This is a genomic window from Nitrospina watsonii (assembly GCF_946900835.1).
Classification (GTDB): Bacteria; Nitrospinota; Nitrospinia; order Nitrospinales; family Nitrospinaceae; genus Nitrospina; species Nitrospina watsonii.
In genome coordinates, this window is sequence record NZ_OX336137.1 from 872,269 (window position 1) to 884,409 (window position 12,141).

15 protein-coding genes are annotated in these 12,141 nt (G+C 57.7%); 10 read left to right on the forward strand and 5 right to left on the reverse strand.

All coding sequences use genetic code 11. The annotated features are described in order from the left end of the window. Positions 1-151 precede the first annotated feature (151 nt). The 5 genes from QML71_RS03905 to QML71_RS03925 are packed head-to-tail and all read left to right on the forward strand — an operon-like array spanning position 152 to position 3,978. Entirely contained in the window at positions 152-1,426 is a 1,275-nt protein-coding gene (locus QML71_RS03905) for a sialidase family protein (RefSeq protein WP_282010595.1), read from the forward strand. A gap of 14 nt (positions 1,427-1,440) precedes the next feature. Continuing rightward, positions 1,441-2,484 carry an energy transducer TonB gene (locus tag QML71_RS03910; RefSeq protein ID WP_282010596.1) on the forward strand — a complete coding sequence of 348 codons (1,044 nt, stop codon included), beginning with the start codon at positions 1,441-1,443 and terminating at the stop codon, positions 2,482-2,484. A 42-nt stretch (positions 2,485-2,526) separates the two neighbouring features. Further along, positions 2,527-3,180, forward strand: a complete 654-nt coding sequence (locus tag QML71_RS03915) for a MotA/TolQ/ExbB proton channel family protein (RefSeq protein ID WP_282010597.1) — start codon at positions 2,527-2,529, stop codon at positions 3,178-3,180. Then, positions 3,177-3,563, forward strand: a complete 387-nt coding sequence (locus QML71_RS03920; RefSeq protein WP_282010598.1) for an ExbD/TolR family protein — start codon at positions 3,177-3,179, stop codon at positions 3,561-3,563. The genes QML71_RS03915 and QML71_RS03920 overlap by 4 nt, the downstream gene beginning before the upstream one ends. A gap of 10 nt (positions 3,564-3,573) precedes the next feature. Continuing rightward, positions 3,574-3,978, forward strand: a complete 405-nt coding sequence (locus QML71_RS03925; protein WP_282010599.1) for an ExbD/TolR family protein — start codon at positions 3,574-3,576, stop codon at positions 3,976-3,978. A 43-nt stretch (positions 3,979-4,021) separates the two neighbouring features. On the opposite strand, the gene QML71_RS03930 is transcribed toward QML71_RS03925, so the two are convergent. The 3 genes from QML71_RS03930 to QML71_RS03940 form a co-directional block, all read right to left on the reverse strand. After that, positions 4,022-5,203: a lipid A deacylase gene (locus QML71_RS03930; RefSeq protein WP_282010600.1), complete on the reverse strand. Its 1,182-nt coding sequence runs from the start codon at positions 5,201-5,203 to the stop codon at positions 4,022-4,024. A gap of 357 nt (positions 5,204-5,560) precedes the next feature. Further along, positions 5,561-7,213 (reverse strand): chaperonin GroEL, encoded by a 1,653-nt coding sequence (gene groL / locus QML71_RS03935; RefSeq protein ID WP_282010601.1) that lies wholly within the window; start codon positions 7,211-7,213, stop codon positions 5,561-5,563. A gap of 43 nt (positions 7,214-7,256) precedes the next feature. Continuing rightward, a complete protein-coding gene (locus QML71_RS03940; protein WP_005005736.1) occupies positions 7,257-7,550 on the reverse strand; it encodes a co-chaperone GroES in 294 nt (97 codons plus the stop codon). A 264-nt stretch (positions 7,551-7,814) separates the two neighbouring features. Here QML71_RS03940 and queF point away from each other — a divergent pair, with 264 nt between their 5' ends. From queF to QML71_RS03960, 4 genes are read left to right on the forward strand one after another with little or no spacing between them, the layout of a single operon-like run. Further along, positions 7,815-8,207, forward strand: a complete 393-nt coding sequence (queF, locus tag QML71_RS03945) for a preQ(1) synthase (RefSeq protein ID WP_282010602.1) — start codon at positions 7,815-7,817, stop codon at positions 8,205-8,207. A 53-nt stretch (positions 8,208-8,260) separates the two neighbouring features. After that, entirely contained in the window at positions 8,261-8,608 is a 348-nt protein-coding gene (locus QML71_RS03950; protein WP_282010603.1) for a YkgJ family cysteine cluster protein, read from the forward strand. After that, entirely contained in the window at positions 8,605-9,072 is a 468-nt protein-coding gene (locus tag QML71_RS03955) for an Lcl C-terminal domain-containing protein (RefSeq protein WP_282010604.1), read from the forward strand. The genes QML71_RS03950 and QML71_RS03955 overlap by 4 nt, the downstream gene beginning before the upstream one ends. Then, positions 9,044-9,376, forward strand: coding sequence for an HNH endonuclease (locus QML71_RS03960; RefSeq protein ID WP_282010605.1), 333 nt, complete (start codon positions 9,044-9,046; stop codon positions 9,374-9,376). The genes QML71_RS03955 and QML71_RS03960 overlap by 29 nt, the downstream gene beginning before the upstream one ends. 177 nt (positions 9,377-9,553) lie before the next feature. On the opposite strand, the gene QML71_RS03965 is transcribed toward QML71_RS03960, so the two are convergent. Both QML71_RS03965 and QML71_RS03970 read right to left on the reverse strand, forming a co-directional pair. After that, positions 9,554-10,207: a peptidylprolyl isomerase gene (locus QML71_RS03965; protein WP_282010606.1), complete on the reverse strand. Its 654-nt coding sequence runs from the start codon at positions 10,205-10,207 to the stop codon at positions 9,554-9,556. Positions 10,208-10,279: 72 nt separating this feature from the next. Continuing rightward, positions 10,280-11,146: an HAD family hydrolase gene (locus tag QML71_RS03970; RefSeq protein WP_282010607.1), complete on the reverse strand. Its 867-nt coding sequence runs from the start codon at positions 11,144-11,146 to the stop codon at positions 10,280-10,282. A gap of 95 nt (positions 11,147-11,241) precedes the next feature. Here QML71_RS03970 and QML71_RS03975 point away from each other — a divergent pair, with 95 nt between their 5' ends. Further along, positions 11,242-12,069 carry a DUF547 domain-containing protein gene (locus QML71_RS03975; RefSeq protein ID WP_282010608.1) on the forward strand — a complete coding sequence of 276 codons (828 nt, stop codon included), beginning with the start codon at positions 11,242-11,244 and terminating at the stop codon, positions 12,067-12,069. Positions 12,070-12,141: the final 72 nt, after the last annotated feature.

Sequence of the window (12,141 nt, forward strand, 5' to 3'; positions counted from 1 at the left end):
GATTCGACGTCGTCGTCCGACGATTCCGATTTTCAAATTTTTTCAACGAATCATCGGTTGCTTCCGTGCGGCAGGTCCCTCATCCGCCGGGGTTTCTGTAGATTCTCATAAAGAGTTTTGATCCGTTCAAGATCTTTGAGAGGTTTCCCTAATGTTTTGCAGAATAAAACGACCATCCATTTTCCTGTTGTTTCTGCTTGCGGTGCTGACCGGGCCGGGCGGCGGAGCGCTGGACGGCCACATGGCGCAGGCGGAAACGGTGTCTTCCGCCGGGCCTTCGATTGAATGGGAACCGGCGCCCAAAGCCATCGGTCAGGGCAACAGCGGGCAGTTGAGCATCAGCGCCTCGGAGGCGATCAAACTTCTTTATGCCGGAAAAGATAAAGGTAAGACCCGCATCCTGTATTCGCATTCGCACAACATGGGCGACTCGTTTTCTCCCGGTCACGCCGTGCACGGTGAAGCGGAGAAAGTCAGTTCCCACGGCGAGAACGGGCCGCAACTGGAAACCGGGCTGGGCATTGAAATTTACGCGACCTGGGAGGGCAACCAGGATGTCCGCTTTGCGCGGTCCATGGATTTCGGACGCAATTTTTCCGAGTCCGTGCGCGTGAACGACGACGAGGGCGACGCCTTCCAATCGTTCTTCGATACGGAAGTGGCGCCGGATGGCGCCGTCTATGTGGCCTGGCTGGATGGACGCGACAAGGCCACCAACAAACCCGGCACCTTTTCGCTTTATATTTCCCGATCGCAGGATCGCGGCACGACGTTTTCCAAAAACGTAAAAATTGCGGGCGACATCTGCCCCTGCTGCCGGCCCTCGATCACCTTCGGTTCCTCCGGAGAAGTGTTTATCGCCTGGCGTCATGTGTATGACAACCACGAACGCGTGGTGGTGGTGGCCGCCTCGCGCGATGGCGGCCAGACCTGGGCGGAACCGGTGCGCGTGACCCAAACCGGCTGGGTCATCGACGGCTGTCCGCACGCGGGCCCGTCCATGCGTTACATCGGCGGCAAGCTCTATGTGACCTGGTACACGGCGATCGACCGGCGCGCCGTAATCAAGCTGGCGGTGTCCGACGACCAGGGACGTTCATTCAAACACGTGAAAGAAATTCAAGGCGGCGTGCTCGATCCAACCCATCCTTACATCGCGGAATCGAAGGATGCGGCCTACGTCATTTTTCAGGGCCGCGACCCGCAACTGAAAAGTGGCTGGGCGCCTGCCCGGGCGTGGGTGGTGCAGGCCCATGGAGATGGCAGCGTTACGGATCCGCAGGGCCTTCCCTCCAAGGGCAACGGAGTCGCGTATCCCTACCTGTTTATGGGAAACGGCGGACGGGTGTACGCCACGTGGACGGAATTTGGCGAGCAGGGGGCGGAAGTGATTCTGTGCCGCGGTCGCATTCAACCTCAGTCTTAGGGATGAGAGCAAGCATGCACACGCACATCAACACAGCGGATAGCGGCATCAACTGGCCTCTGGCCATCGCGGTTTCGCTCGGCATTCACCTGATGGTGATCTCCGGACTGCCGTTGTTGAAAAGCAACAAAGTGATCCCCGAACCGGAGGTGCAAAAGCACAAGGTACGGATGACGATTAAGGAGAAGCAGCCCGTTCCGGTTTCTCCAGAGAAAAAAGCCGGCCCCAAACCCAAGGCACTTGAACCGCAGGTCATGAAGCAGGCACCCACTCCGGTGAAGACGCAGGCGAAACCGGTCCAGCCGATGGTCACGCCGCCTCAATGGACCGCATCCACCAAGGCGCAACCGGTATCCGCAAAGGTCGTGCATCAAACGCCGGTGTTGAAACCGCAAGTGCAACCGCAGGTATTAAGCCAGCCGGTGGCCACGCAGAAGGCGATGCTGATGGACCGCACCACGCGGCAACGGAAAACGGGACAGGTCATCCATCCGGTGCATCTTGAAGCTTCGGTAACGGATTCCAGGCCGTCTTCGCAGGCCGCCGTCATGCAGACGCCGGTGGCGACGCACGTGAAGCAGGCAACGATTCAACCGGTGGCGCCGCCGCCGCTTTTTGCTTCCAATGAAAATCCCGCGCCGGTCACCGGCGCACAGCCGGTGTCTCATTTTGAAAAGCATGCGACCGCTTCGGTGTCCCCGTCGTTCACCCAGCCGGTGCAAATGGAAAACTGGGGCGATGGGGGATTGTCCGAAGGGGAGCGGCGGCGGATTCTGGGACTGTTCGTCCGTGGTATCCAGCGACGGATCGCCAGCCACCAGGTGTATCCGGATGTCGCCCGCCAGCGTGGTATGGGAGGCCGCACTGTGGTGGCGTTCAAGCTGGCGCGTGACGGCAACCTGGTGCACGTTTCGGTGGCGCAGTCGTCCGGTTTCGACGTGCTCGACAATGCCGCGATGAAGGCCATCCACGACGGCAGTCCCTACGAGGCCATTCCGGCCAGATTGGGCGATGCTTCGTTGTCCTTCAAGTTGCCGGTTTCATTTTTCATCGAGTGACGGCATGAAAAATAATTTTTTGTGGAGAACAGGAGCGACACCATGACAGTGTTTCAATCGGCCATGGATCTGATCACCAAGGGCGGGTTGATCATGATCCCGATCCTGCTTTGCTCGGTGATCGCCGTGGCCATCATCCTTGAGCGAATGGTTTATTTCAAAAAAATAAAAGAGAACCCGGAAGCCCTGTACAAGGCGGTGCAGGAAACGTTACGCAAAAAGAACAACGCCCGGGCGCTGGAATTGTGCCGCGCTTCCAAAGGTCCGATCGGCCGCATCCTGGAGGCCGGTGTCTTGAACCAGAACGCTCCCAAATGGCAGTTGGAGGAAACCCTGTCGATGGTGGGGCAGGAGGAGATGCAGCATCTGGAAAAACATATCAAGGGGCTGGAAGTCATCGCCGCCATCTCGCCGCTCATGGGGCTGCTCGGCACCGTCATCGGCATGGTGCAGGCGTTCAACCAGGTCGCGGAGTTCAAAGGACAGGTCAACCCCAGCCTGTTGGCCGGGGGCATCTGGGAAGCGTTGCTCACCACGGCGGCGGGGCTGGCGGTGGCCATCCCGGTGCTGGTCATGATGCATTACTTCGATAAAAATATCGAACGCAAGGGTTTCGCCATGGAACGCTTTGCGCATTACTTCGTGCATTCCAGAGAAGAAAGCCGGTCCGCCGCGAAAACCATGGTCGCGTCATGAACATCCGGAGAGCCCACAAGAAACGGTCGCGCGTCGATCTGGCGCCACTCATCGATGTGGTGTTCCTGCTGTTGATTTTTTTCATGCTGACCTTTGCCGTGCAGGGGCAGGGCATGGACATGCTGCTGCCGAAGGAGTCGGCGGCGGCAGAGCCCCCGCAGCAGCCGGTCGTCATTGCCATTCAAACCGATGGCACCCTTCAGTTGAATGGACAGATGCTGACACTGGATGCCCTGCTGGGCGACCTCAAGCAGGTCATGCAGAATCGCAATGAAAAACAGGTCGTCATCGAATCGAACCAGGACGTCCGTTATGAAGTGTTCGTGCAGGTGCTGGACATCACCCGGCAGGCGGGCGTGAGTGATTACTCGATTGTGATGTGAGGGGCGCCGCATGATCTCCATTCGCAAACCCAAAGACAAATCTTTCGGCCTCGACATGGCGCCCATGATCAACGTCGTGTTTCTTCTGCTGATCTTTTTCATGCTGACGTCGTCCGCCATGCAGGCCGGCAATGAGGTGGAGCTGCCGGAGTCGCAGTCGGCCCGGAAAATCGAGAAGGACACCCTCCCGCTCAAGGTGTATCCCGATGGCGCACTGACCTTCAATGGCAGGAATATGGAGATGGGGGAGCTTGCCGCGGAGCTGGCAAAGGTGATCGGGAACAAAGAAGACACCGTGCTGGAGATTCAGGCGGACAAGCAGGTTCCGTTCAAAATCTGTGGAGAAGTGATCCGCCTCGCCAACGGCGTGGGCATCCGTGAGTTCGTGTTCGCCACCGACCTGCCCGGGAACTGACATCCATTTTTGAAGATGGTAAAACGTAAGGTGAGGAAACCGGTCAGCGCGGTTGCGGCCAGTAAGTCTGCGGCGGCCGGGCGGGGTCCGGTTGTTTTTTGCTGAAGTAGTCTTCGAACAGGGCGAAGCTGTCGCGCCAGGTCACGTTGATGTGGCCGATGTGCTGGAACTTGTCGAGGATGTGCTGGGCGCGGAAATCCGCGGTGAGAAAAATATTGTTCGCCAGCGTCCAGGTTTTGATGACCCCCACCTCCTGAAAGTCCGCGCTCTTGTAAAACGGGTCGCCCTTGGCCAGCGGCACGCCGGGCTGGGTGGAGTCGCCCCGCGCCGAATTGAAATCCTGACTGCCGCCTTCCCAGAACAGTCCATACACATAGGTGTCCCACACCGTGGTGAACACCCGTAATGCCACGCCTTCGTCGTCCACCTGCGGCAGCCCCGGCGGATCGTCCTGATTGACCAGGTAGTGGAGGGTGAAGCCGATGTTGTCGAAAAAACTGCCCGGATGCGCCACCTTACTGTGGTGATAGGTGTAGCCGGTGCCGAAGCCGTAACTGAAATTGTTCCACACGCCGGGACCGCTGTTCTTCTGGCCACCCAGATGCACCCAGTACAACTGCGCGTCCACCATGAATCCCGCCGCCTTCAACTGCGTGTAGTTGCCGACGGAAAACTTTTCGCGCTGCGTCTGCGTTTCGCGTTCTTCCCAGCTCAGCCAGGTGTCCTGCAACAGGTGCCGGGTGTCGGCCCGTATTTGCAACCCCTGCTCGATGGGATCGATGTAGCGCAGGTTGTCGTTGAACAACGCGTCGTGCAAGGGATGGTTCCGGTCGATCGTTCCGGCGGTGAACTGCCAGCCCGGCGCAAACCCCCAATGCAGGGAGACGATGGGATCGACAGACGAAATGCGGTCGTCCTCGCCGAAGGGAAAATCGAAAAACGTGCCCACGTCCACCACCACGCGGGGCGCGATGGCGTAGCGGAAGTAGGTCTTGGTCTGGTTGCCGATCAGGGTGAAGCCTTCGTTGATGACGTCGATGTTGGTGTGTTCCTGATTGTAGAAGAATGTCTGGTTCTCGATCACGAAGTGCAGCGGGGAATCGGCGCGGGCGCTGCGCGGTGCGGCCAGCACCAGCAGGGCCCCGGCCATCAGGATGCACAACAGCCGCAGCCGGGCGCGAATGCATCTGCGGGGGCGTGTGGTTTGCTTGCGGTGAAGGGTCACGGCTGCCTGAAAATCGAAACGCCGCAGGGGTGCGGCCGGGTCAGTAAAAAAACAGAGCGGTACCTTACCATAGAAACGGGACGATCAGGGAGGGAAAGGTGGCCGTTTGAGCGGGCCGGACGGACCTGGAATCCGTATCCTCTCCAGCGGGACGAGTGGGTTCCGGCGTAGGCCGGACTCTCATAAGTAATTGATTTTTAATATTCTATTTTATTTTCTTGGGGAAGTCAAAGAATTTTATGAGCGGAAGGTTCGGGGTCCTCATTTTTTTCCTGGCTGAAACGGGCCAAAAAAAATCCCCGGTCCGCGAGGGACCGGGGATCGCATTTCACTGAGAAGTGAGGAAGCGGGGAAGGCTTACATCATGCCGCCCATACCCCCCATGCCGCCCATGCCGCCCATACCACCGGCCGGACCATGGTTGTGCTCGTCCTTCTCTTCCGGCAGGTCGGTGATCATGGCTTCCGTGGTCAACAGCAGGGCCGAGATGCTGGCCGCATTCTGCAGTGCCGTACGGGTGACCTTCGCCGGATCGATGATGCCTTCCTTCAGCATATCGACGTACTCACCGGTGCGGGCGTCGAAACCGTTGGCGCCCTTCAGAGTTTTCACCTTTTCGACGATGACGGTGCCTTCTTCGCCTGCGTTGGCCGCGATCTGACGAATCGGCTCTTCCAGCGCGCGCCGGATGATCTTCACACCCAGTTTGTAGTCGTGGGTGCCGTCCAGCTTGTCGAGCGCAGTGAGGCAGCGCAGATAGGCCACGCCACCGCCGGGCACGATGCCCTCTTCAACGGCTGCGCGGGTTGCATGCAGAGCGTCTTCCACGCGGGCTTTCTTTTCCTTCATCTCGGTCTCGGTGGCGGCGCCGACTTTGATGATGGCAACACCGCCAACCAGCTTGGCGAGGCGTTCCTGCAGCTTCTCGCGGTCGTAGTCGGAGGTGGTTTCATCGATCTGGGCGCGGATCTGCTTGACCCGGGACTGGATTTCCGCCGGCTTGCCTTTGCCGTCCACGATCACCGTGTTGTCCTTGTCGATGGTGACGCGCTTGGCGTGGCCGAGATCGTCGAGCGTGATGTTTTCCAGCTTCACGCCGATGTCTTCGGTGATGACCTGGCCACCGGTCAGAATGGCGATGTCATTCAGCATGTCCTTGCGGCGGTCGCCGAAGCCCGGTGCCTTGACCGCGCACACGTTCAGGGTGCCGCGCAGTTTGTTGACCACCAGGGTTGCCAGCGCTTCGCCTTCCACTTCTTCCGCCACGATAACCAGCGGCTTACCGCCCTTGGCCACCTTTTCGAGGACCGGCAGCAGGTCTTTCATGCTGGAGATTTTTTTCTCGTGCAGCAGCAGGTAGCAGTCTTCCATCACCGCTTCCATGCGTTCGGGATCGGTCACGAAGTAGGGCGACAGGTAACCGCGGTCGAACTGCATGCCTTCCACGATTTCCAGAGCGGTTTCCATGCTCTTCGCTTCTTCCACGGTGATGACGCCGTCTTTGCCCACTTTGTCCATCGCTTCGGAGATGATCTCGCCGATGGCGATGTCGTGGTTGGAGGAGATGGTGCCGACCTGCGCGATTTCCTTCTTGTCCTTGGTCGGCTTGGCCAGCTTCTGGATCGCCGGGACCACGGCGAGCACGGCATCCTCGATGCCTTTTTTGATTTCCATCGGGTTGGCGCCGGCGGTGACGTTCTTCATGCCTTCGCGGAAAATCGCCTGGGCCAGAACGGTTGCCGTCGTGGTGCCGTCACCGGCGTTGTCGCTGGTCTTGCTGGCGACTTCATTGACCATCTGCGCGCCCATGTTTTCGAACGGATTCTGCAGCTCGATTTCCTTGGCCACGGTCACGCCGTCTTTGGTGATCAACGGAGAGCCGAATTTCTTGTCGATGATCACGTTGCGGCCTTTCGGGCCGAGGGTCAGCTTTACGGTGTCGGCGAGCTGGTTGACGCCGGACAGAATTCTGTGTCGTGCTTCTTCGTCATAAATGATTTGTTTTGCCATCGTTATATAAGTCTCCTCGGAAAATAGGGGATTGTCATTAAGGTTACTTGCTGTCGATCACGCCCAGAATGTCGTCTTCCCGCATCAACAGGAAATCTTCGGCATCGATCTTGACCTCGGTACCGCCGTACTTGCTGTACAGCACCTTGTCGCCGACTTTGACATCGGGTTTGACCCGCTTACCGTCTTCACCGATCCGGCCCGGACCCACGGCCTTCACCCGACCCTCGGTGGGCGCATCCTTGGCGGAATCGGGAATGATGATTCCCCCTTTTCGGACTTCTTTCTCCCGAATGGGTTGCACCAAAATTCGGTCTTGCAATGGACGAATGTTCATATACCTGTGCTCCTTCCCAAAAAATGATAAACTTGAAAATCCAATGAAATTGGATTCGTGTTGGATTGGCGTTTTTTCAAAAACGCGGTAAAATCAAAAAACTCTATATAAAGCAATCGATTATGGGTTTCGGCCTGAGTCGAAAGAGTGGATTAGCACTCCCTGAGGTTGAGTGCCAGCAACGTTGGTCTTATATAATACGTCTTGCCGCAAAGGCAAGGTGTCTGGTAAAAAAAAGTTAAAAATAGTTTTGAGCCCCCCTAAATGACTAAAAAACAATCATCTAAAGACTTGGAAGTGTTCACCAACCCGAATCCGGACCGGGATTACGAGATCCACATGGAATGCCCGGAGTTCACCTGCCTGTGTCCGAAAACCGGCCAGCCGGATTTCGCCACCATCGAGCTCACTTACATTCCGGATAAGTTGTGCATCGAGCTCAAGTCGCTGAAACTGTACCTGTGGTCGTACCGGGACGAGGGGGCGTTCCACGAAAAGGTGATCAACCAGATCCTCGACGACCTGGTGAAGGCCTGCCGTCCCCGTTACATGCAGGTGTCCGGCGAGTTCAACGTGCGCGGCGGCATTTACACCACGGTGTCGGTCGAACATTTCGGCAAAAGCGGACCGAAATCCAAAAGCAAACGCCCGTCGTGAACCTGAGGACGGCGGAACGGTATCGACCATCATGATTTTATCAGTGAGGTTTTATGTGGGTGAGAGAGGGCGAGTGCCATCAGTGCGGTGAGTGTTGCAAAACGGTGAACGTCACCGTGGTGCGCGACATCACCTTGCGCCAGCACGGCACGATCGAGGAATTGGAGCGCTATCTGAAATACCGCGGCATTCAACTGGTGGGCGAGGATGTGGACAACAACTACCTGTTCTATGCCATCCCCATTCCCTGCGACCAACTGACGGCAGACAATCGCTGCCAGGTGCACGCCACGCCGGACAAGCCGCTGCTCTGCCTCAAATATCCGTCGCAGCCGGATGACATTGAGCAGTGCGGCTACACCTTCCGCCGGGCGACGGTGCTGGATCGGGTGGGTTCATGACGGAACGGTTTGTCGAAAACGAAAACGGCACGGTCACGGACACGGCCACCGGGCTCATGTGGCAGCAGAGTTACCACTACGCCGAGACCGGCAACTATTGCTCCTGGTACGATGCCAATGAGTACATCGAGCATCTCAACCGCACTCAACTGGGCGGCCATGCCGACTGGCGTTTGCCGGACCGGTTGGAGATGCAGAGCCTGTATGAGGTCGCGCACACCTTCGAATCGCGCGGGCGTACCTACGTGCTGCACATCGACCCGGTGTTCGAGTTCGGCTACGGCAGTTGTTTCTGGACCTGGCGGTCGCGGTTGTCCGGGGCGCTGGGTTTCGGCTTCGATGTCGGCGACCGGCACTGGTTTCCGAAAGCCAGTTTTTCCGGCACGGTGCGCGCCGTGCGCGGCAACCTGAATCCTTTTTCACTGCTCAAAGAAAATGAAACGACCGCGCACATCGCGAAGTAAACAGACCACACCGGGCGAGGCGCCGAAACCGGAGCAGGTCGAGCGCGAAAAGCAGAAGGCGAAGGCGTTGCGCCAGACCGCCTGGTGGCACAGCCAGCTCGATCGCGGCGTGTGCCATTATTGCGGGGAGACGTTCGCCAAAAAGGATCTGACGATGGATCACCTGCTGCCCTTGGCGCGGGGCGGTAAAAGCACCAAGGGCAACGTGGTGGTGGCGTGCAAGCCGTGCAATTCCGAGAAAAAGTATTACACACCGGCGGAAATGATTCTGAAAAACAAGCTGGGCGGGGACGTCCAGTTTTAATTCAACAGGAAAGGAATGCGAACGGTATGGAAGACGACAAAATGTTGAAGGTCATGGCCTGGGGCACCCTGGCCGTCATTGTGCTGGGCGTTGTGCTGTTTGTCTTCAAAACCTGATTTGCCTGCGAGCCGTTCGAGGCCCAGGCGCCGCAGTCTTTCCGCACCCGCTTCCCGGAGGTCAACTCGGGATGTCCATGCTCTTGGGCGGGGCCTGGATGTTCGGGTTGTCCTTGGCCATGAGCGCCTCGTAACGCGGGTCCACGCTTTCTTTCTTTTCCGCGTCCCGTTTGCTGATACGCGACTCACACACCAGCACGATGTGGTACCCCAATTTCGAGCGGATGGGTTCCGGGATCGCGAACTTTTCACATTTTAAAATTTCGTCGCGCAATTCCGGCGTCATGATCTCTTCCGACACGTCCATGTTGGGATAAATCCACTCGAGATCGCCGCCGACGGCACGGCTGGCGCAGGTGCTGTACTTCTTTGCGAACTTCCCGAAAAACTTTTCGATCTTGTCGCGGTCGGCGAACTCTTTGTCGGGATCGTTGGTCGGCTGGCTCTCCAACTCTTTCTGGAACTCAACGATGGTTTGCCGGATGAGATCCGCCGCTTCCTTGGAGGACACCAGGATGTGGCGCGTGCGTTGTTCCAGCGGCTTGCTGGTCTGGATTTTCGCCTTCTTCGGTTTGAAGATTTTACGTGGCGCTTTGGCCGGGGGCTTTTTGGGTTTTTCGCCTTCGGCCTTTTCCGGAACCTTGGGTTCTTTTGCCGTCAAATCCCGCTGGTATCGGGTCTGTTCCGGTTCTTGGGGTTGTTCCGTATCCGACATCTCAACACCTCAATCCAGTTTGCCGTTTTTTTATTGATGATCGATGATTCATTTTATCGCACCCCGGCCCACCTACGATACCTTTTTTGAAGATCCGTACCACACCGATTCCAGGTAATTCAGGACGGCACCCTCGGCGTTGCTGCCGATCACTTCATGGGCGGCCTGTTTCACCTCCGCCAGAGCGTTGGCCATGGCGATGGATTTGCCGGCGATTTTGAACATTTCGAGGTCGTTGAGGTAGTCGCCGAACACGGCCACCCGCTGCATGGGGAGGTCCAGGTGCTCCGCCAGCCGCTCCAGCATGCTCCCCTTGTTGGCTTCCTTGTGGAACGCCTGCAACCAGTAATAGCCGGGATGCGCGATGTCTTCAGCGAAGTACAGGTTGAGGTCCCGCGGGAACTGCCGCTTCAAGGTGTCATGCACCGGTTGCAGGGCTTCCGGGGTGTCGATCAGAAGAAACCCGGCGATGGCTTCGTTTTCCAGAAACGTGTATTCCTCCACCCGGTGCAGGCGTCCGTCGCCCTCCAGACTTTTCAGGTACTCGCTGGAGCCGTGGTTGGTGGCGTTGCGGTAGTACAGACGGTTTTGTTCTCCATACGCGTACACAAACGGATCGTCGTGCAGGTGGTCCACCATCTCGATCATGGCGTGCACCACAGGGTGTGGGATGAAGTCACACAGCTCCAGGTTGCGTCCGGAATGGAAATCCGTCAGGTACACGCCGTTGAACAGGATCACCGGCAACTCCAGGTTGACGTCGCGCAGGATGGGGTGCGTCGATTCGTAACTGCGCGCGGTGGCGATGGTGAACATGAGGCCGTCGTCGATCAGGCGGTTGAGCCGCTCCACGGACTCGGCGGAGAATTCGCTGTGTGGGTCCAGCAGGGTGCCGTCCAGATCGGAGACGTACAAACAATTTTTGGGATCGTTGATCATCGTTTTAGAATAGGGTGTAAGGGATCAAGGTGGCCGGGGACTAAAGCTCCAAAAACCTGCATGAGAAGCGGAAAACCCTCAAAGGAGATGTGTGCATGAATCCGAAGCCAGCGTTCAGGAAGAATGGACATCCCAAACGCGCTATCAAACTATCAACGTTACGGCACGGGATCAAATTTTTTGCGGTGCTGTCGTTGCTGTTGCTGTGGACTCCGGCGGCTTGGGCGTTCGACTATTCGGCGTGGGAGGCATTGTTGAAGCAACACGTCAAGCCGACCACGCTGGACGGCGTCCGCCTCAACGCGTTGCCTTACAAGACTCTGAAAACCGACCCGGCGTTCTCCAAAGTGGTCAAACAGTTCGAGGACTTTTCGCCCGCCGACCTCAAAACCCGCAACGAAAAACTGGCGTTCTGGATCAATGCCTACAACGTGTTTGCCGTCAAGATGGTGCTCGACCATTACCCTGTGGACAGCATCAAGGATGCGGGCAGCCTGTTTGAATCGGTGTGGAAAAAGCGGGTGGGGACGGTCGGCGGCCAACCCATCACGCTCGATGAAATCGAACACGGCATTTTGCGCAAAATGGGCGAGCCGCGCATCCACATGGCCATCGTCTGCGCGTCGGTGAGTTGTCCGGATATCCGTGAAGAGGCCTACTGGCCGGATCGGCTGGAAGCGCAACTGGCCGCGCAATCGCAGCACTTCCTCATGAATCCGGGCAAAGGCCTGCGCGTTGACAAGGAACGCAAGACCGTTTACCTGTCGTCGATCTTCGATTGGTTTAAAGAGGACTTCGCGTCGAAGGGTGGCGTGCGGGCGTTCCTCGCACCCTATGCGCCGGAGCGCAACCGGGCCGCACTGCAAAACAGCGATTACGGCATCGCGTACATGGATTACAACTGGGATTTGAACACGCTGTAGAGGAAAGGAGGGGCGGGAAGGAAACCGGTGGTGCTTGCATGGTTTCCTCCCCGCCTGGGCAACACGTTCTGG